Annotated in this window: 21 protein-coding genes; 7 read left to right on the top strand and 14 right to left on the bottom strand. The window is 56.1% G+C overall.

Annotated elements, in window-relative coordinates; all coding sequences use genetic code 11:
- Positions 1 to 48: 48 nt before the first annotated feature.
- From ACR0LL_RS04415 to iscR, 9 genes are read right to left on the bottom strand one after another with little or no spacing between them, the layout of a single operon-like run.
- On the bottom strand, positions 49 to 1,269 hold the full coding sequence (locus tag ACR0LL_RS04415) for a cysteine desulfurase (protein ID WP_480584276.1): 1,221 nt from the start codon (positions 1,267 to 1,269) through the stop codon (positions 49 to 51).
- A gap of 13 nt (positions 1,270 to 1,282) precedes the next feature.
- A complete protein-coding gene (locus tag ACR0LL_RS04420; protein WP_480584278.1) occupies positions 1,283 to 1,849 on the bottom strand; it encodes a YIP1 family protein in 567 nt (188 codons plus the stop codon).
- Positions 1,846 to 2,331, bottom strand: a complete 486-nt coding sequence (locus tag ACR0LL_RS04425) for a YIP1 family protein (RefSeq protein WP_267365776.1) — start codon at positions 2,329 to 2,331, stop codon at positions 1,846 to 1,848. Before ACR0LL_RS04425 ends, ACR0LL_RS04420 begins: the two co-directional genes overlap by 4 nt.
- Entirely contained in the window at positions 2,331 to 3,611 is a 1,281-nt protein-coding gene (gene sufD, locus ACR0LL_RS04430) for a Fe-S cluster assembly protein SufD (protein WP_480584280.1), read from the bottom strand. Before sufD ends, ACR0LL_RS04425 begins: the two co-directional genes overlap by 1 nt.
- Positions 3,611 to 4,366 carry a Fe-S cluster assembly ATPase SufC gene (sufC, locus tag ACR0LL_RS04435; protein WP_480584282.1) on the bottom strand — a complete coding sequence of 252 codons (756 nt, stop codon included), beginning with the start codon at positions 4,364 to 4,366 and terminating at the stop codon, positions 3,611 to 3,613. The genes sufD and sufC overlap by 1 nt, the downstream gene beginning before the upstream one ends.
- Positions 4,367 to 4,413: 47 nt before the next feature.
- Positions 4,414 to 4,617: a hypothetical protein gene (locus ACR0LL_RS04440; RefSeq protein ID WP_480505146.1), complete on the bottom strand. Its 204-nt coding sequence runs from the start codon at positions 4,615 to 4,617 to the stop codon at positions 4,414 to 4,416.
- Complete coding sequence (gene sufB / locus ACR0LL_RS04445) at positions 4,617 to 6,137, bottom strand: Fe-S cluster assembly protein SufB (RefSeq protein ID WP_267365773.1); 1,521 nt, start codon at positions 6,135 to 6,137, stop codon at positions 4,617 to 4,619. Before sufB ends, ACR0LL_RS04440 begins: the two co-directional genes overlap by 1 nt.
- Positions 6,138 to 6,155: 18 nt before the next feature.
- Positions 6,156 to 7,235, bottom strand: a complete 1,080-nt coding sequence (locus ACR0LL_RS04450) for a cysteine desulfurase family protein (protein WP_480584284.1) — start codon at positions 7,233 to 7,235, stop codon at positions 6,156 to 6,158.
- 51 nt (positions 7,236 to 7,286) lie between these two features.
- Positions 7,287 to 7,745 carry a Fe-S cluster assembly transcriptional regulator IscR gene (gene iscR / locus ACR0LL_RS04455; protein ID WP_209596301.1) on the bottom strand — a complete coding sequence of 153 codons (459 nt, stop codon included), beginning with the start codon at positions 7,743 to 7,745 and terminating at the stop codon, positions 7,287 to 7,289.
- A 179-nt stretch (positions 7,746 to 7,924) separates the two neighbouring features.
- Between iscR and ACR0LL_RS04460 the strand changes: the two genes are divergently transcribed.
- From ACR0LL_RS04460 to ACR0LL_RS04485, 6 genes are all read left to right on the top strand, one after another.
- Positions 7,925 to 8,578, top strand: a complete 654-nt coding sequence (locus ACR0LL_RS04460) for an alpha/beta hydrolase (RefSeq protein WP_170424714.1) — start codon at positions 7,925 to 7,927, stop codon at positions 8,576 to 8,578.
- Positions 8,578 to 8,823, top strand: coding sequence for a hypothetical protein (locus tag ACR0LL_RS04465; protein ID WP_267366187.1), 246 nt, complete (start codon positions 8,578 to 8,580; stop codon positions 8,821 to 8,823). The genes ACR0LL_RS04460 and ACR0LL_RS04465 overlap by 1 nt, the downstream gene beginning before the upstream one ends.
- Positions 8,820 to 9,989, top strand: a complete 1,170-nt coding sequence (locus tag ACR0LL_RS04470) for an HD domain-containing protein (protein WP_480584286.1) — start codon at positions 8,820 to 8,822, stop codon at positions 9,987 to 9,989. Before ACR0LL_RS04465 ends, ACR0LL_RS04470 begins: the two co-directional genes overlap by 4 nt.
- Positions 9,990 to 10,351: 362 nt before the next feature.
- Entirely contained in the window at positions 10,352 to 10,687 is a 336-nt protein-coding gene (locus ACR0LL_RS04475; RefSeq protein WP_267366185.1) for an SMR family transporter, read from the top strand.
- 76 nt (positions 10,688 to 10,763) lie between these two features.
- Positions 10,764 to 12,581, top strand: a complete 1,818-nt coding sequence (gene typA / locus ACR0LL_RS04480; protein WP_480584288.1) for a translational GTPase TypA — start codon at positions 10,764 to 10,766, stop codon at positions 12,579 to 12,581.
- A gap of 301 nt (positions 12,582 to 12,882) precedes the next feature.
- The gene (locus ACR0LL_RS04485) at positions 12,883 to 13,539 is read left to right on the top strand and encodes a hypothetical protein (RefSeq protein ID WP_480584290.1); all 657 of its coding nucleotides are present in this window, start codon (positions 12,883 to 12,885) and stop codon (positions 13,537 to 13,539) included.
- 214 nt (positions 13,540 to 13,753) lie between these two features.
- Here ACR0LL_RS04485 and ACR0LL_RS04490 read toward each other — a convergent pair whose 3' ends face one another.
- The 4 genes from ACR0LL_RS04490 to recA form a co-directional block, all read right to left on the bottom strand.
- Positions 13,754 to 14,338 (bottom strand): transglutaminase-like cysteine peptidase, encoded by a 585-nt coding sequence (locus ACR0LL_RS04490; protein ID WP_480584292.1) that lies wholly within the window; start codon positions 14,336 to 14,338, stop codon positions 13,754 to 13,756.
- A 409-nt stretch (positions 14,339 to 14,747) separates the two neighbouring features.
- Positions 14,748 to 15,035: a DUF1330 domain-containing protein gene (locus ACR0LL_RS04495; RefSeq protein WP_480485606.1), complete on the bottom strand. Its 288-nt coding sequence runs from the start codon at positions 15,033 to 15,035 to the stop codon at positions 14,748 to 14,750.
- Position 15,036: 1 nt separating this feature from the next.
- Complete coding sequence (gene alaS / locus ACR0LL_RS04500; RefSeq protein WP_480584294.1) at positions 15,037 to 17,709, bottom strand: alanine--tRNA ligase; 2,673 nt, start codon at positions 17,707 to 17,709, stop codon at positions 15,037 to 15,039.
- 169 nt (positions 17,710 to 17,878) lie between these two features.
- A complete protein-coding gene (gene recA / locus ACR0LL_RS04505; RefSeq protein ID WP_480584296.1) occupies positions 17,879 to 18,946 on the bottom strand; it encodes a recombinase RecA in 1,068 nt (355 codons plus the stop codon).
- A 192-nt stretch (positions 18,947 to 19,138) separates the two neighbouring features.
- Between recA and ACR0LL_RS04510 the strand changes: the two genes are divergently transcribed.
- Positions 19,139 to 19,732 carry a sulfotransferase family protein gene (locus ACR0LL_RS04510; protein ID WP_480584298.1) on the top strand — a complete coding sequence of 198 codons (594 nt, stop codon included), beginning with the start codon at positions 19,139 to 19,141 and terminating at the stop codon, positions 19,730 to 19,732.
- A 4-nt stretch (positions 19,733 to 19,736) separates the two neighbouring features.
- Here ACR0LL_RS04510 and ACR0LL_RS04515 read toward each other — a convergent pair whose 3' ends face one another.
- Complete coding sequence (locus ACR0LL_RS04515) at positions 19,737 to 22,028, bottom strand: ATP-binding response regulator (protein WP_480584300.1); 2,292 nt, start codon at positions 22,026 to 22,028, stop codon at positions 19,737 to 19,739.
- Position 22,029: the final 1 nt, after the last annotated feature.

Below are 22,029 nucleotides of genomic sequence, written 5' to 3' on the forward strand. Positions count from 1 at the left end.
CGGGTGCAACTGCAAATCGCGATTGCCGCACCCTTATCAAGACCAAAATCAGGCAAACAGATCATGCGCCAATTCAAGCGCTTCGATCAGCGTATCTACTTCATCGGTAGTGTTATAGAGACCAAAGCTGGCGCGGCATGTTGCCGTCACCCCCAGGTGGTCCATCAGCGGCCCTGCACAGTGGTGACCGGCACGAACCGCAACACCTTTCTTGTCGAGAATGGTAGAAACGTCGTGTGCATGGCCAGCACCGTCCAGCGTAAAGCTGAAAATCGCTGCCTTGTCCGGGCGAGTGCCCTGAACCTGCAACCAGTTCAGTCCGGTCAGACGTCGCATCGCGTAATCGCGCAAGCTGGATTCATGGGCAGCGATGTTTTCCATCCCCAGGTCCATCATATACTCCAGCGCTACGCCAAGTCCGATCGTCTGCACGATCGCCGGCGTGCCGGCCTCGAACTTCATTGGCGGGTCATTATAGATGACCTGATCCTTGCTGACCTCTTTGATCATGTCGCCGCCACCGATAAAGGGGCGCATCTCGGCCATGCGTTCGGATTTGATGAAAATCGCACCCGACCCTGACGGACCATAAAGCTTGTGGCCTGTGATTGCGTAGAAATCGCACCCAATCTCTTCAACATTTACTGGCATGTGAACGGCACCCTGACTGCCATCAACCAGAACCGGAACGCCCTTGGCATGTGCGCCGTTAGTTATGGCTTTCACATCCACGACCGTACCCAGCACGTTCGAGCAGTGCGTCACAGCAACCAGCTTGGTTTTCGGCCCGATTGCATCGATTACCGCCTGAGGGTCAAGCCCGCCCTCTGCGTCGACATCGACCCATTTCAGCACAACGCCCTGTCGTTCGCGTAGGAAATGCCAGGGTACGATGTTTGCATGGTGCTCCATCACACTCAGAACGATCTCATCCCCCGCTTCTAGTCGCGGCATAGCCCAGCCATAGGCGATCAGGTTTATCCCTTCGGTGGTACCAGAGTTCAGGACGATCTCATTCTCGTTCGATGCCCCCAGAAACCGCGCGATCGTGCCACGAACGGCCTCGTATTTCTCTGTCGCAAGATTGGACAGAAAATGCAGGCCACGATGGACATTCGAATACTCCTCGGCATAGGCTCGCGTCACCGCGTCAATGACCACCTGAGGTTTCTGAGCCGAAGCACCATTGTCGAGATACGTCAAAGGCTTGCCATTCACCTGACGCGACAGGATCGGAAAGTCAGAGCGGATTTTCTGCACATCATACATAAGAGTGGTATTCCTAGACGGGCCCGGTTGGGCTTAGAAACAGAACAAAAGGGATGGCGACAAGGGCTGACAACACAATTACCGCAAAGGATTTCCAGAGCGACCCGAGCTGATGCGCTTCGTTCAGAAAATGAAGCGTGACGTAAAGGCTCAGGATTGCTGTCGCCAACAATGTCATCATCATCAGGAACGGTAGGGTCAGGCTCAAGATCAGCGTCACGACCAAGGCGGCTATTTGCAGGAATTGCAGCCAGATCGTCAGAACCATCAGATCATCGAACTTCGCCAGACCTCCAAGCATTCGCCCGACCAACAGGAACGCGACAATGCTCAGCATCATGGCCCCGGCCGAGCGCACTAAAACCATGGGAATGCTTTCGAGCGCAGGAGAGGGTTGACCTGCCGCCATTGTTATCGACAGATCAATTCCCAATTGGACAACGCAGTTCAAAACGACGGCCAGCGCAAATGCCAGCCAAAGCACTTCTCGCCCCAGCTTGAGCGCCATCAGTTGACGCGCCGCTTCGGCCGGGTTCTTGATCGTCAAGACCGCCAGATTTCCCAGAAAACTCGAATTCATGCGACGGACCTTTGCACTTGTCTGAGACCTGATACCCAGAACCAGACAAAAACAGCAACCCAGGCGAGACCTACAAACGTCAAGGTAGGCCCTGGCCCGATGAACCCGGCGACAAGGCCGTTCAGCAGAACCAGCGGCGCAGAGGACAACAGCGCCCAGAACAGTGCCAGGCGCGCACCATAGGCGCTTCCCTGCCCGCCAAACAGGCGTGCCGCCCAATGAGATACCAGTGCCAGCGTGTAAAAAACCAAGGGCAGAATGAACACTGATCCAAGCAGAGCACCACCCAATAGCATATTCAGCTCAACGCCTTCCAAATGCGCTTTACGGGCAAGGCCAGGCATCTGGGCGATGAATGCCACCACACAAAAAGCCATGACAAAGATCAGCGCCCGGTCTTCTCGTTGGCCCATATCCAGAAGCCTGCGCACCACGCGCCCCGGCCCCCGGTACGTTGCCAGGATATCCGACGACAGGGCCATCAGCTTCGACGCGCCAGCCACCCTTCCAGACGGCTTACGATTTCATCTGCCAAAGCACTGTCTTCGATTTCGTCCACCGCTTCGGCCAGGAACGCCAGCGTCAACATGTTGGTCGCGTCCTTGACCGGTACACCCCGTGACCGAAGATAGAACAGCGCTGTTTCGTCAATCGCCCCCGAGGTTGAGCCGTGGGAACACGCCACGTCATCGGCGTAGATCTCTAGCTCCGGTTTGGCGAGGAACTGGCTGTCATCATCCAAAAGCAGCGATTGGCTGATTTGGTAGCCATCAGTTTTCTGAGCCCCTTCCTTTACAAGGATCTTGCCCTGAAACACTCCGGTCGCACCGTTGCGCAGCACTTTCTTAAAGACCTGACGGCTTTCGCAATTTACCGCGTCATGGGTGATGAACACCGTGTCATCATGGTGGAAATCACCATCCCCAACACAGGCCCCGGCCACATGCGCCACAGCATTGTCCCCGGTCAGTTCAACGACCTGTTCGTTACGGGTCAGCACCCCATTCGCTGTCAAGGTGAAGGACTTGTAGACCGACTCTGCCCCCAAACGTGTGAACATATGGGTCGCGGCACGACGTTCATGGTCCCTGCCTTGTGCCCGCACATGATGCAACGTCCCCTTGTCGGCGATTTCAATCTCGATGCATTTGTTGAAACGCGACGCCGCCGGACCGGATTCAAGAACTGTCACCTCGGCCCCGCTTTCCACACGAATAACGTGATGCAGGATCGCGTCGGATGTCGGTGAGGCATGACGATAGATCAGGTTGATCGGTTTAGAGGGTTTGCCCGTAACGTGAATGGCAACTCCATCCGACGCAAAGGCCGTGTTCAATGCAGCCAACGGGCGCTGAACCGGGGACTGGCCACGCGCTTCCAGAACGCCATACAGGTCTTTTGCCCAATGAATGTCTTTGCAGCAGATGTCTTCAATCCGGTCGATCTTGACACCGTCCAGCGACAGCTCATCGGATTCCTCGGCGCTGAACACCCCGTCGACAAAGACTATTTTCAAACGGTCGAGGTCGTTGAAAAGTACCGGTTCATCATTGACAAACACCGCCGCAGGCAAAGCCTCGGCAGAAATCAGACTGTCGGGCTGGGTGTATTTCCAATACTCATCCCGGCGCCCCGGCAGCCCGGATTCCAGAACACGCGCCAGAGCGTCTTCGCGTGCACCGCGGGTGCAGCCCGCGTCAGGCATGGTCAGCGCAGCCAGACGCGCCTCGGTTGCGGTTTGTTTCGCTTGCGGCAAAGCCATCAGTTCACCTCGGCCAGAATGTCGGCATAACCGTTGTTTTCAACCTCAAGCGCCAGATCCGGGCCTCCAGTTTTGACAATGCGGCCATCGGCCATGATGTGCACGACGTCAGGTTTGATGTGATCCAGCAAGCGCTGGTAATGGGTGATGACCAGGAACCCACGGCCTTCGTCCCGCAGGGCATTCACACCTTCGGCGACCAGCTTCATCGCATCCACATCAAGGCCCGAGTCGGTTTCGTCCATGATGCACATCTTCGGTTCAAGCATAGCCATCTGCAGGATTTCGTTACGCTTTTTCTCACCGCCCGAAAAACCAACATTGACCGGGCGCTTAAGCATATCCGCGTCGATCTTTAGCGTCTTGGCCTTGGCACGCACTTCTTTCAGGAAGTCTGCGGCAGACAGTTCCTCTTCTCTACGGGCCTTGCGCTGCGCGTTTACTGCGGTGCGCAGGAACGTCATGTTGCCAACTCCGGGGATTTCAACCGGGTATTGGAAGGCAAGGAAAACACCTGCTGCTGCGCGTTCCTCCGGTTCCATCTCCAGCAGGTCCTGACCGTCCAGAGTGGCCGAACCTTCGGTAACTTCGTACCCGTCGCGCCCCGACAGAACATAGCTGAGGGTCGATTTGCCCGACCCGTTCGGCCCCATGATCGCGTGTACCTTGCCAGCCTCGACCGTCAGGTCTACACCTTTGAGGATCTGTTTGTCTTCTTCTTCAAGCTGTACGTGCAGGTTTTTGATTTCCAGCATTTTTTGTCCTTTTGCGTATCGCAAGGGGCCCTTGGCCCCGTATTGTTCTAGCCCAGTAATCTGCGGATCAGTCTGGCGATGATCCAACCCAGGATCGCCCCGCCACCTACTGCCCAAACCGGGTTGATGAATTCCATGTAATGGGTGTTGACGTAGGCCACGCCAAGCAGACCGCCCAGAACCGGCAATGTGTACCCAAGCCAGGTCAGCACATTATCCTTACGGATGCGGGTTCCGGGTGACCGCGTCATCACCCAACCGAACCTTCAAGTGAGATGGCCACCAACTGCTGTGCTTCCATCGCAAACTCCATCGGAAGCGCCTGAAGCACGTCTTTGCAGAACCCGTTGACCACCAGCGCTACGGCTTCTTCTTCGTCCATGCCGCGCTGACGGCAGTAGAACAGCTGATCGTCATCAACTTTTGACGTCGTCGCCTCGTGCTCAACGCGGCTCGAGTTGTTCTTGACCTCGATATAGGGAACCGTATGTGCGCCGCATTTGTCGCCGATCAGCAGACTGTCACACTGCGTGTAGTTCCTGCTGTCCTTGGCTTTCGGGTGCATCGACACTAGCCCACGATAGGTGTTCTGGGCCTTGCCCGCGCTGATGCCCTTGGACACGATGCGCGACTTGGTATTCCTGCCGAGATGAATCATCTTGGTGCCGGTGTCGGCCTGCTGATAATTGTTGGCTATCGCGATCGAATAGAACTCACCCTGGCTTTCATTGCCGCGCAGGATGCAGGACGGGTATTTCCATGTCACGGCCGATCCGGTTTCCACCTGTGTCCACATCACCTTAGACCGATCACCCCGGCAGTCGGCGCGTTTGGTCACGAAGTTATAGATACCACCCTTGCCGTTTTCATCCCCCGGAAACCAGTTCTGAACGGTCGAGTATTTCACCTCGGCATCTTCTTCGACGATGATCTCGACCACAGCGGCATGCAGTTGCGCCGTGTCGCGCTGGGGGGCGGTACAGCCTTCCAGATATGAGACGTACGAGCCCTTGTCAGCAATGATCAGGGTGCGTTCGAACTGACCGGTATTTTCGGCGTTGATCCGGAAATAGGTGCTCAGCTCCATCGGGCAGCGAACCCCCGGCGGGATGTAGACGAACGAACCATCCGAGAATACGGCCGAGTTCAGTGTCGCATAGAAGTTGTCTGAAACCGGAACCACGGTTCCCAGGTACTTCTTGACCAATTCGGGATGCTCTTTGATCGCCTCAGAGATCGAGCAGAAGATCACGCCTGCCTTTTTCAGTTCGGCCTGAAAGGTCGTGCCCACGGAAACCGAGTCAAACACTGCATCGACCGCTACCTTGCGGCCCTCGGCAGGTGCATCCTCTGCACCTTCAACACCAGCCAGAATCATCTGTTCTTTCAGAGGGATACCAAGCTTTTCGTAAGTGGCGAGCAGCTTTGGATCGACCTCATCCAGAGATTTGGGCTTCTCTTCCATCGATTTGGGGCGGGCATAGTAATACTGGTTTTGAAAATCGATTGGCGGATAGTGAACCATCGCCCATTTGGGTTCTTCCATTTTGGTCCAACGCTCGAACGCGGCCAGACGCCATTCGGTCATCCACTCGGGCTCATCGTTTTTCCCCGAGATCAGACGGACGATATCCGGGTTCACGCCTTTGGGCGCGTATTCCATCTCGATATCGGTGTCCCAGCCATATTTGTATGTGCCGACCTCGCGAACCGCGTCCACGGTTTCCTGATCGACACCTTCTTTTACCTGGGTCTGGTCCAAAGCGGCCATGACTTACCCTCCGTCAGATCACGCAGCCCGCGCGCGATGCTTTTTCTCTTTTTCAAGCCACGTTTCGGCGAAACGCAGCACATCTTCTTCAGTCGTCTCTGGCCCCAACGATACGCGGATTGCGCATGACGCCACCGTCTCATCAAATCCCATTGCTGTCAGAACCCGACTGGTTTTGACTTTGCCGCTGGAACAGGCGGATCCCGCACTGATGGCAAAGCCCGACAAATCCATCTGCATCACCTGCGTTTCGCCTTTCCAGCCGGGCGTCGCGAAACACAGGGTATTCGGGAGTCGCTCCTGATCTTTCCCGACAAAAATAGTAGATATTGAACCAGCCTCAAGGGCCTTTTCTAGAATATTTCTAAGTTCTCTGACTTTTTCCCATACTCCATCAGCCAGATCGCGCTGAGCAGCTTCGGCAGCCGCGCCAAATCCGGCGATACCCACCACATTTTCAGTTCCGGATCTTCGGCCCATTTCCTGTCCGCCACCGCTGGCCAATGGTTCGATATCGATACCTTGCCGCAGGATCAAAGCGCCAACACCTTTTGGCCCGCCAATCTTATGCGCCGACAGAATCGCCATATCAGCGCCGCTCCAGGCGAAGGAAAATGGAATGCGTCCGACAACCTGCGTAATATCCAGCAACAGCCAATCAGCGCGCCGCGCGCCATAGGGCCACTGGCTCTCAACTTTCTGAGGCGGCTGCGTGATGACCCCGGTTTGGGAGTTCGCAAGCCCCATCGCCAATATGTGCCCGGGGCCAAAGGGATGCTCGCTACAATGGGTCAGATCGAAATGCGACCACAGCGCATCGTGGGCAGTGCTGTCGACAAAGACGTCGCAGCCTTCGGGGCGGTTTTGCAGAACCCGCGCCGCTTCGGTCGCGCCAGAGGTAAATATGACCTCTTGCGGACGGCAACCAACGGCCTCGGCGACCTGCGCCCGCGCGCGTTCGACCAGCGCTTTTGCGGCACGTCCTTCCGCATGAACAGATGACGGGTTCCCGACCACATCCATCGCCGCGATCATTGCCTCGCGCGCTTCGCGTCGCAGCGGCGTAGTCGCGTTATGATCCAGATAAACACGTTTCATGGATACATCTTTTCCTGCACAGAACTCATATGCATGTTCGACTTACCCAGCTCATTCATCGACGACGGAAAACAGGCTTGGAACTGCCGGGCAAGGCGCAAGGTCGTTTCTGATCACATCCGACAGGCGCGTCTGGTGCAGGAAGACATAAACATGCGCGCTCAGGCTTTCCCACAAGCGGTTCGTCAGGGATTGCGCCCTGCTACCCGATGACGCACCGGATGCTCCGGCCCCTTTTTGCAGCGCATCAACTGTCTCATCCACAGCGGCCAGAACCTCGACCACGCGAATCTCGGACGCGGGGCGTGCAAGACGATACCCCCCTCCGGGCCCACGGACAGAAGCAACCAGTTCCGCGCGACGCAGCTTGACGAAAAGCTGCTCAAGATACGGCAGAGAAATGTCCTGCCGTTCCGAGATTTCGCCCAGGGTTACCAGCCGGTCTGTTGGCTGAAGCGCAATATCCGCCAAAGCGACCATCGCGTAACGCCCTTTGGTCGAAAGCTTCATGCCCTGCCCCCTTTTAGCTGGATCTGCGCGAAATCATTGACGCCGACGCTGCCAGTGCGTATCTCCGACTGACAGCGCGATTGCGCCAAGCAATGTAATTAGAACCGTTCTAAGGTGTCCGACGATTATAGTCAAGTATATCCGGATACCCGCACGAAAATGACAGGACCAAAGCACACATGCCCGAGGTGATTTTTCCCGGACCCGAAGGCCGCCTGGAAGGCCGTTACCACCCGCAAAAGGAAAAAGACGCACCGATCGCTATCGTGCTTCACCCGCATCCTCAGTTCGGCGGGACCATGAACAACAAGGTGGTCTATAACCTGCACTATGCCTTTTACAACATGGGCTTCACAGTGCTGCGCTTTAACTTCCGCGGCGTCGGTCGCAGCCAGGGCGAATATGATCAGGGCGTAGGCGAGCTGAGCGATGCGGCATCTGCGCTCGATTACCTGCAATCCATGAACAACAACTCGAAACACTGTTGGGTTGCGGGCTTTTCGTTTGGGGCGTGGATTGGAATGCAGTTGCTGATGCGCCGCCCCGAAATCACGGGTTTCATCAGCGTGTCGCCGCCTGCAAACATGTATGACTTTTCCTTCCTTGCGCCCTGCCCGTCTTCGGGCCTGATCATCAACGGATCGGCTGACCGTGTGGCACCACCAGCGGATACCACCGCGCTGGTCAACAAGTTGCACGAGCAAAAAGGGATCACGATCACCCATAACGAGGTTGAGGGCGCGGATCATTTCTTCCAGGATCGCCACATGGACACGCTGATCACAGATGTCAGCGACTATGTGAAACGTCGGCTGACCGAGAACACCCGCTAATGTCCGACACCATCACATCGCTCGCGGCCAAACTGGCCGAAGATACGATGAAGGTCATGGACGAAACCGGCGAAGACCGGTTCTTTGTGGAAGTGGGTGAAGTTCTTGGTGCGGCGTCTCAATCTCTGGAAGAGGCTTTCCTGACAGAAATCCGCGTGCGTCTGGCTGAACGCAAGGCCAGACAATTCGTGATCAAGCGCCTCGCTTCGCATCGCGCGAAACTCAAGGCGATTGAAAAGCAATGACCGATCGCCTGGTTGCGCAGGTCGCATTTCTGAAACGGGCCGACAATCTGAAACTGGTCGAGCGGGCAAATGTCCTGCTTGACCAGTCAAGGCCCGAAAACTCCGCCGAACACAGCTGGCACTTGGCTTTGTGGGCAATGGTCATGGCGCCGCTGGCCGGGCCGGACATCTCGGTCGACCGGGTCATCCGCATGTTGCTGCTTCATGATCTGGTCGAGATCGTGACAGGTGATCACCCGATTCACCTCAATACGGATTGGGATACCGTGGCCGAGGCTGAACAGGCCGCAGCACAGGAATTGTTTGGTCTGTTGCCCGACGAACAGGCACAGGAATTTCTTTCTCTCTGGCACGAGTTCGAGGCGGACCAGACCCCGGATGCCCGGTTTGCCAAGATTCTGGATCGCTGCCAGCCGCTGTTTCAGGTCCTGTGCGCCACTGACCCGCGACACGATCATGTGGACATTGCGCGGTCGAACCTGGCGGGTGGGCGCGCAGCTTACCTGGCCCATGCGTTTCCACTGGCCCATCAGCATGCCACAAACCTCTTGACCAAGTCGGACCCTCAGGATGACGCATTCACGAAAAGATTGGCGTTTCTCACAGAAGCGGATCAGTTGAAATCCGTTCTGCGCGCGTCACGCCTGATGGCCAGTGACCGGTTCGAAAACTCGGCGGAACATTCGTGGCATGTCATGCTCTACGCCTGGGTATTGTCGGAATACGCGCATTCGGATGTTCAAGTGGACCGAATCCTCCAGATGTTGCTTTTGCACGATGTTGTCGAAATCGACGCGGGCGACCACCCGATCCACGGACATGTCGACCACGCGGAACAAGAAGCCAAGGAACACGCCGCCGCCAAACGACTGTTTGGCCTTCTGCCTGACTGTCAACACAGGTCATTTACTGAACTATGGCGCGAGTTTGAGGCGGCTGAAACCCCGGAAGCCAGATTTGCAAAGGCTGTTGACCGGTTTCAAACACCCATAGCAAATCTGGAAACAGGTGGCGGATCATGGGTCGAATACAAAGTAAAATTCGATCAGATTGTAACACGTGTCCGACCAGCTATTGCAGCGGGAGCACCTCAGCTGTGGGACTGGCTGCAACCGCAACTGGTTGTGCATTTTGAAAATGTCGAAACACCCGATCCTCAAACATAAAAAAAGGAGCCTGAAGGCTCCTTTTTTCTTGCTTGGTTTCTAGCGGCGTTCAAAAAACACTACTACCATCAAACTGTTGAACCAAGTTGGCTGCATTCACTTCGACGGACCCCCCGTCAGCAAGCCACCCAATCGCCACTATCAGAACCGAAGCAAATATGATTGATTTCGCAAATAACGTCATCGCTCAAAACTCGTTAACAAAAATAAAAAATATATGGCGAATATTGCATTCATTCGATTGAAAAAACAGTCAGGTATACCTGACCCAAGGTAATCTTGTAGACTGCATGGCGGTCGACGTATTTCACTCACGAAAATCGCCACCAAGCCACCGGACCCACCCTTTTCGAGGTACTCAAATGCCCCAAGCCTATCTGTATCTGTTACTGGCAGTGCTGGCGGAAACCATTGGCACGACGGCCTTGCAAGCCAGCCAGCAGTTTTCGCGGTTCTGGCCATCAGTGATCGTTGTCGTTGGGTACGCGTTTGCGTTTTACCTCATGGCGCTAACGCTGAAATTCATGCCTGTCGGTATCGTTTATGCAATCTGGTCCGGTCTCGGTATATTCCTGATCGCCGTGATCGGATTCATCGTGTTCGGCCAAAGGCTGGACTGGCCTGCGATCCTGGGGCTGACGTTGATCTTGTCCGGAATCCTGATCATTCACCTCTTTTCAAAGACTGCCGGACACTGAAGGCCGGTTAGGGCTGGTATATTTTGCCGCGCCGCGTTATGCGCGCGGCAACTTCCCGTTCAAAGGCTGACCTCTCATGGACCTGCGCAACATCGCAATCATCGCTCACGTGGACCACGGCAAAACGACCCTGGTGGACGAGCTGCTCAAACAATCCGGTGCATTCCGGGAAAATCAGGCCGTCGCGGAACGCGCCATGGACAGTAACGACCTGGAGCGTGAACGCGGCATCACCATCCTTGCCAAGGCCACCTCGGTTGAGTGGAAAGACGCGCGCATCAATATTGTCGATACCCCTGGCCACGCCGATTTCGGCGGCGAGGTCGAGCGCATCCTCAGCATGGTCGACGGTGTTGTTCTTTTGGTGGACGCCGCAGAAGGCCCGATGCCCCAGACCAAGTTTGTAACGTCCAAGGCACTGGCGCTGGGCCTACGCCCGATCGTGGTTCTGAACAAGGTCGACAAGCCGGATGCCGAACCGGATCGCGCGCTGGACGAATGCTTTGACCTGTTCGCCAACCTCGGCGCGGATGACGACCAGTTGGATTTCCCTTCAATGTACGCCTCGGGCCGTTCGGGCTGGGCGGATATGGAGCTGGACGGCCCCCGCAAGGACTTAAGCGCGCTATTCGACCTGATTGTCGATCATGTCCCTGCTCCGAAGCAGGTCGATCACAAAAATGAACCCTTCCGGATGCTGGCCACGACACTGGGCAGCGATCCCTTCATCGGCCGAATCCTGACCGGCCGTGTGGAAAGCGGTACGCTGAAGGCCGGCGACAGCCTCAAGGCGCTCAGCCGCGATGGTTCGGTGATCGAAAACTTCCGCGCCACGAAAATCCTGGCGTTTCGGGGACTGGCCCAGCAGCCCATTGACGTGGCCGAAGCAGGCGACATCGTGACCATCGCTGGCATGAGCAAAGCCACCGTAGCGGATTCACTGGTTGCCCCTCTGGTCACTGAGGCCCTGCCCGCGCAGCCCATCGATCCGCCGACCATTACCGTGACCTTCGGTATCAATGATTCCCCGCTAGCAGGCCGTGATGGCAAAAAAGTCCAATCACGCGTCATTCGAGACCGCCTAATGAAAGAAGCCGAGTCGAACGTCGCCATCCGTGTCACCGACACCCCCGGCGGCGAGGCGTTCGAAGTTGCGGGCCGCGGCGAGCTGCAAATGGGCGTTCTGATCGAGAACATGCGCCGAGAAGGCTTTGAGCTTAGCATCTCGCGCCCGCAGGTTCTGTTCCGTGAGGAAGGCGGGCAGCGGCTTGAGCCCATCGAAGAAGTCACTATCGACGTGGATGACGAATATTCTGGTTCCGTTATCGAAAAGATCACCGGCGCCCGCAAAGGTGAACTGGTCGAGATGCGCCCGGCTGGTACCGGCAAGACGCGGATCATCGCCCATGTCCCGTCCCGTGGTCTGATTGGTTACCACGGCGAATTTCTGACCGACACGCGCGGTACCGGCGTACTGAACCGTGTGTTCCACGATTGGGCGCCACATAAGGGGCAAATTCCGGGCCGTCGCGCAGGCGTTCTGATCTCGATGGAGAAAGGTCAGGCTGTGGCTTATGCGCTGTGGAACCTGGAAGAGCGTGGCCGTATGTTTGTTGGTCCGCAAACAGACGTATATCAGGGTATGGTGATCGGCGAACACTCGCGAGACAACGATCTGGAAGTGAACCCGCTCAAAGGCAAGAAGTTGACAAACGTGCGCGCCAGTGGATCCGACGACGCCGTCCGCCTGACGCCGCATATTCAGTTCTCACTGGAAGAGGCAATTGCCTATATCGACGATGATGAACTGGTGGAAGTCACACCAAACGCGGTGCGCCTGCGGAAGCGTTTTCTTGACCCGCACGAGCGTAAGCGGATGGCCAAATCTGCCTAGAACACCCTCAGGTTGCAAACTGACCAAACGGAAACAATGGCAATAGTGTGGCATATTTGCTTCCAATACGACAAAAGACGAAATCAGAAAAACCGGGCTCCATGCCCGGTTTTTATTTGAAAACTAACACCTTTCTCCCCATGGTTGAAAATTTCCGCCCCAGGCCTCACCAACAAGATATTGTAGGCGCCCTCGAATTATGGTCAAAACACGTCAGAAGTGTGACGTCCTTCACAAACACCGATACGGGAATGGTGCAAAGAAGGACGTAGTTTAGTTATCGAGTTCCAAGGAGTTCAAAATGGGTAATAGAGCTCGTAAGTTTCCACTGTTTTTTGTTGTGACAACTTTTCTGCTTTCACCTGCCGGTGAAACCTTTGCCGCTGGGACGTGTACAGTTGCAACAGCACGGCAATCCGCTGCGTCCGCTCAGGTTTTGTGCGAATGCGATGCTGTGACATCCGGCATGATCCGCTACATTCAACGCCGTCATGACTTCGATCAGATCCTGGCACGCGTCGGTGCAGAATGCGCCCCGCTGGCAGGTCTGCTAAGTGACTTCCCGACCGCATCGATCGGTGTCTCAGACCAGAGATCCGGCGACGGACCTTCCCAGGAAAACGACACGCCCCCCAATGGTGGCGGCGGCAACCCAACCGGTGGCGAAGAACCTGGTGGTGAAGAGCCCGGTGGTGAAGAACCCGGTGGCGAAGAGCCTGGTGGTGAAGAACCCGGTGGTGAAGAGCCCGGTGGGGAAGAGCCTGGTGGTGAAGAACCCGGTGGTGAAGAGCCCGGCGGCGAAGAACCCGGTGGGGAAGAACCCGGTGGCGAAGAGCCCGGTGGTGAAGAGCCCGGCGGTGAAGAACCCGGCGGCGAAGAACCCGGCGGCGAAGAACCCGGTGGTGAAGAGCCCGGTGGTGAAGAGCCCGGTGGGGAAGCGCAAGAAGAAGACCGATAGAGACGAAACCGAATACCAGCGAACCGGCCCCAGGAATGCGGAGCGTATTCGATAGAAAAAACTCTGCTGGTCGTGGCTTCGGGGCTAGAATACGTCGATACGCAAAACGTTCGGATTAATCCGTCCAAGCGACAGGACAAAGACTACTCTCTTGGGCGCAGACCAAATCTGCGTCCAAGGGCAAGATTTTGGGTATGTAAATATACCACTGAGGTCAGCTGCGCCCGTAAACGCCGACCCATTGACTGGGCCGCTTCGGATCTTGCATGCGCAGGAACAAATAGCGCGTAGCTGTCCAGGGTTTGATCCGGTTTGTGAGATTGTCCAAGATCAGGTCGCCCTGCGCCGAGCGGTAGACCAGAACCGCATGAGGTGTCCGGCGTGTGTCCAGAACGGTGGCAATCAAAAGCTTACTTGGATCAACCCCGGCATGGATCAGATCCCTTTTCTTCAACAATGCAAAGTCTTCACAATCACCGCCTCTGAGTGTTGGCAAGGCCCATCGCTCGCGCGTTTTGTACTGGGATTGATCCGTAACTTCACGCGTCGACGCGTTTACGCGGCGATTCACCTGATTTACCACCTTCAGCTCTTGCTGGCTGGAAAGTTTGACCGAGCGTTTAGCGGCGCAAGCCCAGTCATACTGGCTGCAAAGGTTGATTGCGCCTGAAGGCGGTGGCGAAGACGCGATAAATGGAATAAAGACACCGTCGGACGCGTGGGCAGCAGGTGCTGAAGCCAAGCCACCGATGCACACGGCGCATATACCCAATAAACGCTTCGCAACCGATGCAGGCACGGAAACACACCTCTTGGCTAAATTCGCTAATGAAATCATGCGAGTTCCCCGATCCGATGTTCTTCGAACGATTGCATGTCCAACTGCACCACATTCTGTTTCTTGAAACTATCTGTGATAAGGTGTCACGCGCAATCTTTTGAGAACCTGCAAAGAAAACGGGGCAAAAATTCGTCCGAGATTCTGACAATTTCACGTAAGAAATTTGTTGGCGCGGCCACAATTCGGTCAAGAACTACCCGGATAGTTGTGCGCTTTTGGAGATAACAAATTGAAATCAATCAATTAAATAAAAAAGCCCGCTGTCACGGGCTGATCTTTATCAACTGAACAGGACATAAGCCGAATCTTGCTTATTCACCGTCAGTTTTCTCGGAATTATCAGCATCTTGGATACTAAACCCGAAGTTCACTCCGTGATTTCGACCACTACCAGTTCACGTTCACTTGCTCCGCGCGCGTGATTCAGGGCCTGCTGGTAGTCATCCGAGTTATAGCAATCAACCGCAGCCTCCAGCGTCGGGAAGCGGGCCACCACGTTTCGTGGACGTTCCTTGCCTTCCAGCTGAACGTACCGCGCAGCACGGGCGATAAACTCGCCCCCGTGCTTGGCGATGGCCGGTCCGGCCAGTTCAGCGTATTTGCCGTACGCCTCAGTGTCCGTCACCGTGACATGCGCAATCCAAAGAGCAGCCATATTATCCTCCCAAAACCTGTTGTGCGGCCTTGAATGCCGCCTCTGCATTTGATGCATCCTTGCCGCCGCCCTGGGCCATGTCAGGACGGCCGCCGCCGCCTTTTCCGCCCAACTCGATCACGGCCGCTTTTACAAGATCCACCGCCGAAATTCGTCCGGTCAGATCTTCCGTCACACCAGCCGCAACGGCCGCCTTGCCGCCCGTATCCGCAATCAGCAGCACCGCACCCGATCCAAGGCGGCTTTTGTGTTCGTCGATCAACGCAGGGAGGTCCTTGCCTGAAACACCGCTAAGGGCTTGCGCCAGGAATTTCACACCATTTACATCCCGCGCCTCGGCACCACCGCCCTGACCGGCCCCACCAGCCATAGCCAGATCCCGGCGCAACTGAGCCACTTCGTTCTGCAAAGCCTTGCGTTCGTCCAGAAGGCTTTTCACGCGCGCCACAACGTCGTCCGGTTGCGCCTTCAGTTCTGATGCGACCTGAGCCAGACGTTGATCCTGTGCCGAAAGATAGCGGAAGGCTTCATCCCCGGTCAGCGCTTCGATCCGGCGCACACCTGCACTGCTGGCGCTGTCACCCAACACAACAAAGGTGCCGATATCACCTGTCTGGCGCACATGTGTACCGCCACAGAGTTCTATCGACCACGTATCGCCGTCATGGCCTTTGCCTGTTGGTGCCTTGCCCATGGAGACGACACGAACCTCGTCACCATATTTCTCGCCGAACAGGGCCTGCGCGCCCAATGCGCGCGCGTCGTCGGGTGTCATGACCCGGGTTTCAACAGTCGAATTCTGGCGGATGAAATCGTTCACCTCGCGTTCGACTTTTTGGATTTCCTCTAGGCTCAGCGCTTTGGAATGGCTGAAGTCGAACCGCAGACGATCCGCCGCGTTCAGCGAACCGCGTTGTGCTACGTGGTCGCCCAGTGTTTCGCGCAATGCTTCATGCAACAGGTGCGTGGCCGAGTGATTGGCGCGAATGGCGGAACGGCGGGCGTGATCAACCTCAAGCTCTACCGCGTCGCCCTTGCAAACAACGCCGCTTTGAACCGCCACCTTATGAGCATAGACCTTGCCGTCGGCAAACTTCCTCGTGTCCTCTATGCGGCTCAGGTGATCGCGATCCTCCAGCCTACGCAACGCGCCAGTATCGCCGACCTGACCGCCGGCCTCCGCGTAGAACGGGGTCTGGTTCACGACGACCCAACCGCTGCTGCCCGCGTCGATCTTGTCGACCATTGCGCCATCAACAACCAAAGCGGCAACCTGCGCTTCGGCTTTCTCGGTATCGTAGCCCAGAAAATCCGTCGCACCGGCGGTATCCAGCACATCAAACCATACAACCTGATCCGCTGCTTCACCTGACCCGGCCCATGCGGCACGTGCCTTGGCCTTCTGTTCAGCCATCGCGGTGTCAAAACCGTCCGTGTCGACGCTTAGGCCCTTTTCACGCAGCGCATCCTGCGTAAGATCCAGTGGGAAGCCATAAGTGTCGTAAAGCTTAAATGCCGCTTCACCTGACAGGGGTGCCCCCTCGGAAAGCCCTGAAACCTCATCATCCAGCAACTTCAGACCACGGTCCAGTGTCTGCTTGAACCGGGTTTCTTCCAGCAGCAGCGTCTCTTCGATAAGCGGTTGCGCCTGTTTCAGTTCAGAATAATGCCCGCCCATCTGCTGCACCAGCGTAGGCACCAGGCGATGCATGACAGGATCCTTGGCGCCCAGCAGGTGCGCATGGCGCATGGCGCGGCGCATGATCCGGCGCAGAACATATCCGCGGCCGTCATTGCTGGGCATCACACCGTCTGCAATCAGGAACGAGGTCGACCGCAGGTGATCCGCGATCACCCTGTGATGCACGTTTTGGTCGCCATAGGGGTCGACACCGGTCGCATCCGCCGAAGCCTCGATCAGTGTTTTGAACAGGTCCGTGTCGTAATTGTCGTGGCTGCCCTGCAACAGCGCCCCAATCCGTTCGAGCCCCATACCTGTGTCGATCGACTGCATGTCAAGTTCGACCATCGAGCCATCTTCGAACTGCTCGTTCTGCATGAAAACGACGTTCCAGATTTCGATGAACCGGTCGCCATCCTCCTCGGGTGATCCCGGAGGGCCGCCCCAGATGTGATCGCCATGATCATAGAAGATCTCGGTACACGGGCCGCAAGGTCCGGTCGGACCCATCTGCCAGAAATTGTCATTGGTGGCGATGCGAATGATCCGGTCCTCGGGCACACCGACCTTTTTCCAGATTTCAAAGGCTTCATCATCGGTATGATAGACGGTGGTCAACAGGCGGGTCTTGTCGATACCGAATTCCCTGGTGATCAGCTCCCAGGCAAATGGGATCGCTTCATGTTTGAAATAATCCCCGAATGAGAAGTTTCCCAGCATCTCAAAAAACGTATGGTGACGCGCCGTATAGCCAACATTGTCAAGATCGTTGTGCTTGCCGCCCGCACGCACACATTTCTGGGCCGTGGTGGCGCGTTTGTAATCGCGGGTTTCCAGACCGGTAAACAGGTTCTTGAACTGCACCATGCCTGAGTTCACGAACATCAGTGTCGGGTCATTGCGCGGCACCAGCGGGCTGGACGCGACGACCTCATGCCCTTGTTTTTCAAAGTAGTTCAGAAAAGTCGATCGGATGTCGTTCAGGGTTGGCATAGGGCTCTCTCGGCGCACATATATCTTGGTCTCCGTTGGTTTAGCCCCCCGTCAGGTGAGTGTCCACAGCAGAGGCTCTCAGGAACGAAACAAGGCGACCCGATCAGGCCGCCTTGTTTCAGGTGTTACAGTCTTTGCGCAGATGTCAGGGGTTACCCACCTCAGGACATCAGGCCTCCAGAATATCGTCATCCTCGGCAAAGCCTGGCGACATATCGAATTCCAGCCCATGCGCCGCGCGGATCTTGTCTTCGATGTCCAGCGCCACCCGGCTGTTTTCCCGCAGGTATTGTTTGGCGTTCTCACGCCCCTGCCCGATCCGCTCATCACCATAGCTGAACCAGGACCCGGACTTTTCGACAACACCGGCTTTAACACCCAAATCCAGCAATTCGCCCATCTTCGAGATGCCTTCGCCATACATGATGTCGAACTCGACCTGCTTGAACGGCGGTGCAACCTTGTTCTTCACAACTTTGACGCGGGTCTGGTTCCCGACCACTTCATCCCGGTCCTTGATCGCGCCAATCCGGCGGATATCCAACCGAACCGAGCTGTAGAATTTCAGCGCATTGCCACCGGTTGTGGTTTCCGGGCTGCCGAACATCACGCCGATCTTCATCCGGATCTGGTTGATGAAGATGACCATGCAGTTCGAACGGCTGATCGAGCCTGTCAGTTTGCGCATTGCCTGGCTCATCAGCCGGGCCTGTACACCCACGCTGCTGTCGCCCATGTCCCCTTCGAGTTCCGATTTCGGCGTCAGGGCAGCGACCGAGTCGACAACAACCATATTGACTGCGCCCGAGCGTACCAGAGTATCTGTGATTTCAAGCGCCTGCTCACCGGTGTCAGGCTGGGAGATCAAAAGCTCATCCAGATCAACGCCCAGCTTGCGGGCATATTGCGGGTCCAGAGCGTGTTCCGCATCTACGAACGCGCAAACTCCGCCCCGCTTTTGCTGCTCAGCAATGCAATGAAGGGTCAAAGTGGTTTTACCCGAGCTCTCAGGCCCGTAAATCTCAACGATACGCCCCATCGGCAGCCCGCCGATACCCAGCGCGATATCCAGACCCAGCGACCCGGTCGAGCTCGCCTCGATGTCCTGCCGGGCATCTTCTCCCAGCTTCATGATCGACCCCTTGCCGAACTGCCGTTCGATCTGGGCCAGCGCACTGTCGAGCGCCTTTTGCTTGTCTGCGTTTTTCTTGTCGCTCATTGTCAGAAGATCCGCCATTGTCCTGTCGCCTTCCCTTTTGTCACACCCTTAATCGGGCGGCAATCGCTGCTTTGTTCGCCTCTTGTTCCTTATGAGATCAAAAAGAGAACATTTCAACTAAAACTTACAGAAATCAGTCTTCTGCAATTGTGTTAAAGAGTCGTTTACGACAATCTGCACAAGTGACATGGCAACCTTGGGAACCGATAAATGCTTGTTTTTTATAAAGAACGACTTGCTTTTCTTTCAGTCCCCAAGACCGGAAGCACGGCTTATCACACGGCGTTGCGTGATCGGGCCGATCTCATCGTGACACATCCGCCAGAGCTGAAACACGCCCCGGTGCGTCGGTATGACCGGTTTTTCCAGACCATGTTTCGAAAACTGTTTGATACCGAGATGGAAATTATGGCCATTGTGCGCGAGCCGTTGGATTGGCTGGGCAGCTGGTACCGGTTTCGCAGTCGTGAAGACTTGATAGGTCAACCGCGCTCGACACGTGACATGAGTTTTGACGCATTCGTGCAAGCCTATTTGCTGGACACACGTCCCGAGTTCGCCAATGTCGGCAGCCAGGCGCAATTCTTCCGTACCCGCAACGACAGCGCTGGCGCTCGTCATATCTTCAAATACGAACATCAGGACAAGGTGTTGGACTTTCTGCAAGCACGTCTGGACATGCAGATCGACCTGAAGCGCGAAAACGTATCGCCTCCGGGAGATTTGCATCTGTCACCTGCGACCGAAGAGAAGTTTCGAAATGCCTGCCCGGAAGAATTTGCGCTGCACAAAGCCGCATTGTGATCCATCAGTTGAGTTGTTGAAACACGGCCTCTGTCAGTTGGTTGAGGGAAAACGGTTTGGGCAGGAAGGTTGAGTTGGCAATATCCGGACCGGTATCACCGAAAACGCCTTCGGTATACCCGGACACGAAAATCACACGCGCATCCGGGCGCGTCTCCATGGCCTTGCGCACCCAAGTGGGCCCGTCCATTCCTGGCATGACAACATCTGTGACGAATACATCAACACTTAACGCGGAATCTTCAAGCAGTCGAAGCGCCTCTTCCGCCGAGTCCGCCTCGAGCACGGTGTAACCTTTCAGCCGCAGGGCGCGGGTCGCAAAGGCGCGAACAGGCGCCTCATCCTCGACCAGCAGCACCACGCCTTCGCCCTGCCTGGCGCTCTGGGCTTCGGGCTGGACTGGCGATTCAGTTTCGACCTCGGACGTCGTCGCGCAAACCGGAAGAAAGACAGTGAACTCGGTGCCCCGTCCAATTGCGCTGTCGACAAAGATAAACCCACCGGTTTGCTTTACGATCCCGTAGGCCGTTGACAACCCCAACCCGGTGCCCTCACCAGTTCGTTTCGTGGTGTAGAAGGGTTCGAAAATCTTCTGCAGCTTATCTGCTGGGATACCAACACCGCCATCCACAACCTTGACTGTCACATAGTCGCCCGGTTGTACGGTTGCCCTGTCCCGCATGAGAGGCTGCAAAATGGTCAACACACTGGTTTCAATGCGAATTTCACCACCGTCCGGCATGGCATCTCGTGCGTTAACGACAAGGTTCATCAGCACCTGCTCAAGTTGACGTTTGTCCGCCCGCACGGGTTTGAGCACCGGATCGTGGCTCAGCGTCAATTGCACCTTCTCGCCAACCAAACGGTTCAGCAGGTGAATAAGATCCGATATCGTGTCACGCAGATCCAACACTTCGGGCCTGAGGGTCTGTTTTCGCGAAAACGCCAAAAGCTGACTGACCAGCGCGGCGGCCCGGTTGGCATTCTGATTGATCTGCACCAAATCCCCGTAATCCGGGTCATTCTGGTCATGGCGCAACAGCAGCAGATCGCAGTGACCGGAAATGGCCGTCAGCAGGTTGTTGAAATCATGTGCAACACCTCCGGCCAATTGCCCTACGGCCTGCATCTTCTGGCCCTGAACGAATTGAGCTTCGAGCGTCTTCAGTTCAGTCGCATCGTTCAGAACCGCGATCAGGCATATCTTTCCATCGACAAACACACGGCTCAGGGTGACTTGAACAAAGATTTCCTTGTCGTCCCTAATGAACTGCAAAAACTCTGATCGCTGCGTTTCTTCATGCGCCTCGGTTCGTTTCAACCAATCCAGCACAGGGCCACCCATGCCCCGCATGATGTCGCTGATGTTACTGCCTTCAAGCTGCTTCTTTCCCAACAGTTTCGCCGCCAGCCGATTACTGTCCAGAATGATGCCGTCCTCGGAAAGTCTGAGGATTGGAACCGGAAGGTCTGAGAAGGACATGACCGCATCCTGTGCGGGCATTTGCGTAATCGGTAACAAACAAAGGCTTCGTTCCGACCCGGATTGAGAAAATTCGGACACGGCAGCCAGAACATGACCATCGCGGGTCCTGACGGAGTTGACAGCCCCGGTCCGCGGTTCGGCTTCGCTGAAAATATCCTGCGCCCTGGCAGGGTGCGCACCAAATAAACGCTCGGCCGTGGCATTGACGCGCAATACGTCACCTGCGCGTCCAAGGGTTACGACCGGCAAGCCAAGGGTTTGCCAGCTATCCTGTTGAACACAGCTAAAGTTCCAGTAGAACAGTCCCGGCCGCAATCGGTGCACGGAAACCGAAATTGTCCGATCGCCACCGGGAAACTCGCTCTGGGCGCTTCCTGCGGATTGCGCCCGCGATTGTAGGCTCAACAAGATCGCCGAAGGGTTAGCAAACCTGGAGCGCAAACAGCGGGCAAGGTTTTCGCCTCGTATGGCCCCCAGCTTTTTGTCCGCCAGGACGTTCGCGGCCAATATGTCACCATACCCGTTTGAGATCACGACCGGAGCATCCTCGCGCTCTGCGAAAGCGGCCAAAAGGGCTGATATCTGTTGCAAATACCTGTTCGCAATCGCCCCCTTGATCCCAAACAAGAGCGCCACAACCAAAAGGGAAATGCCTGTTGCCAGCAAACCTTTTGTCCAATCCGACGGCAGAAACCCAACCGCAGGTGCCAGGCTGATCAACAGCGCCACAAACACTAACGACCCGATCCGAAACACCGATGGAGTATTGGCGGTTGAAGGGGCTGGAACAAATTCAGTAATGTCAGGCATA

The sequence above is a fragment of the Ruegeria sp. AI2 genome, assembly GCF_056541275.1.

What these genes read in the sequence shown, in the direction of transcription:
- ACR0LL_RS04415 (WP_480584276.1), bottom strand. Translation starts at nt 1,269, where the DNA reads ATGTATGATGTGCAGAAAATCCGCTCTGACTTTCCGATCCTGTCGCGT.
- ACR0LL_RS04420 (WP_480584278.1), bottom strand. Translation starts at nt 1,849, where the DNA reads ATGAATTCGAGTTTTCTGGGAAATCTGGCGGTCTTGACGATCAAGAAC.
- ACR0LL_RS04425 (WP_267365776.1), bottom strand. Translation starts at nt 2,331, where the DNA reads ATGGCCCTGTCGTCGGATATCCTGGCAACGTACCGGGGGCCGGGGCGC.
- sufD (WP_480584280.1), bottom strand. Translation starts at nt 3,611, where the DNA reads ATGGCTTTGCCGCAAGCGAAACAAACCGCAACCGAGGCGCGTCTGGCT.
- sufC (WP_480584282.1), bottom strand. Translation starts at nt 4,366, where the DNA reads ATGCTGGAAATCAAAAACCTGCACGTACAGCTTGAAGAAGAAGACAAA.
- ACR0LL_RS04440 (WP_480505146.1), bottom strand. Translation starts at nt 4,617, where the DNA reads ATGACGCGGTCACCCGGAACCCGCATCCGTAAGGATAATGTGCTGACC.
- sufB (WP_267365773.1), bottom strand. Translation starts at nt 6,137, where the DNA reads ATGGCCGCTTTGGACCAGACCCAGGTAAAAGAAGGTGTCGATCAGGAA.
- ACR0LL_RS04450 (WP_480584284.1), bottom strand. Translation starts at nt 7,235, where the DNA reads ATGAAACGTGTTTATCTGGATCATAACGCGACTACGCCGCTGCGACGC.
- iscR (WP_209596301.1), bottom strand. Translation starts at nt 7,745, where the DNA reads ATGAAGCTTTCGACCAAAGGGCGTTACGCGATGGTCGCTTTGGCGGAT.
- ACR0LL_RS04460 (WP_170424714.1), top strand. Translation starts at nt 7,925, where the DNA reads ATGCCCGAGGTGATTTTTCCCGGACCCGAAGGCCGCCTGGAAGGCCGT.
- ACR0LL_RS04465 (WP_267366187.1), top strand. Translation starts at nt 8,578, where the DNA reads ATGTCCGACACCATCACATCGCTCGCGGCCAAACTGGCCGAAGATACG.
- ACR0LL_RS04470 (WP_480584286.1), top strand. Translation starts at nt 8,820, where the DNA reads ATGACCGATCGCCTGGTTGCGCAGGTCGCATTTCTGAAACGGGCCGAC.
- ACR0LL_RS04475 (WP_267366185.1), top strand. Translation starts at nt 10,352, where the DNA reads ATGCCCCAAGCCTATCTGTATCTGTTACTGGCAGTGCTGGCGGAAACC.
- typA (WP_480584288.1), top strand. Translation starts at nt 10,764, where the DNA reads ATGGACCTGCGCAACATCGCAATCATCGCTCACGTGGACCACGGCAAA.
- ACR0LL_RS04485 (WP_480584290.1), top strand. Translation starts at nt 12,883, where the DNA reads ATGGGTAATAGAGCTCGTAAGTTTCCACTGTTTTTTGTTGTGACAACT.
- ACR0LL_RS04495 (WP_480485606.1), bottom strand. Translation starts at nt 15,035, where the DNA reads ATGGCTGCTCTTTGGATTGCGCATGTCACGGTGACGGACACTGAGGCG.
- alaS (WP_480584294.1), bottom strand. Translation starts at nt 17,709, where the DNA reads ATGCCAACCCTGAACGACATCCGATCGACTTTTCTGAACTACTTTGAA.
- recA (WP_480584296.1), bottom strand. Translation starts at nt 18,946, where the DNA reads ATGGCGGATCTTCTGACAATGAGCGACAAGAAAAACGCAGACAAGCAA.
- ACR0LL_RS04510 (WP_480584298.1), top strand. Translation starts at nt 19,139, where the DNA reads ATGCTTGTTTTTTATAAAGAACGACTTGCTTTTCTTTCAGTCCCCAAG.
- ACR0LL_RS04515 (WP_480584300.1), bottom strand. Translation starts at nt 22,028, where the DNA reads ATGCCTGACATTACTGAATTTGTTCCAGCCCCTTCAACCGCCAATACT.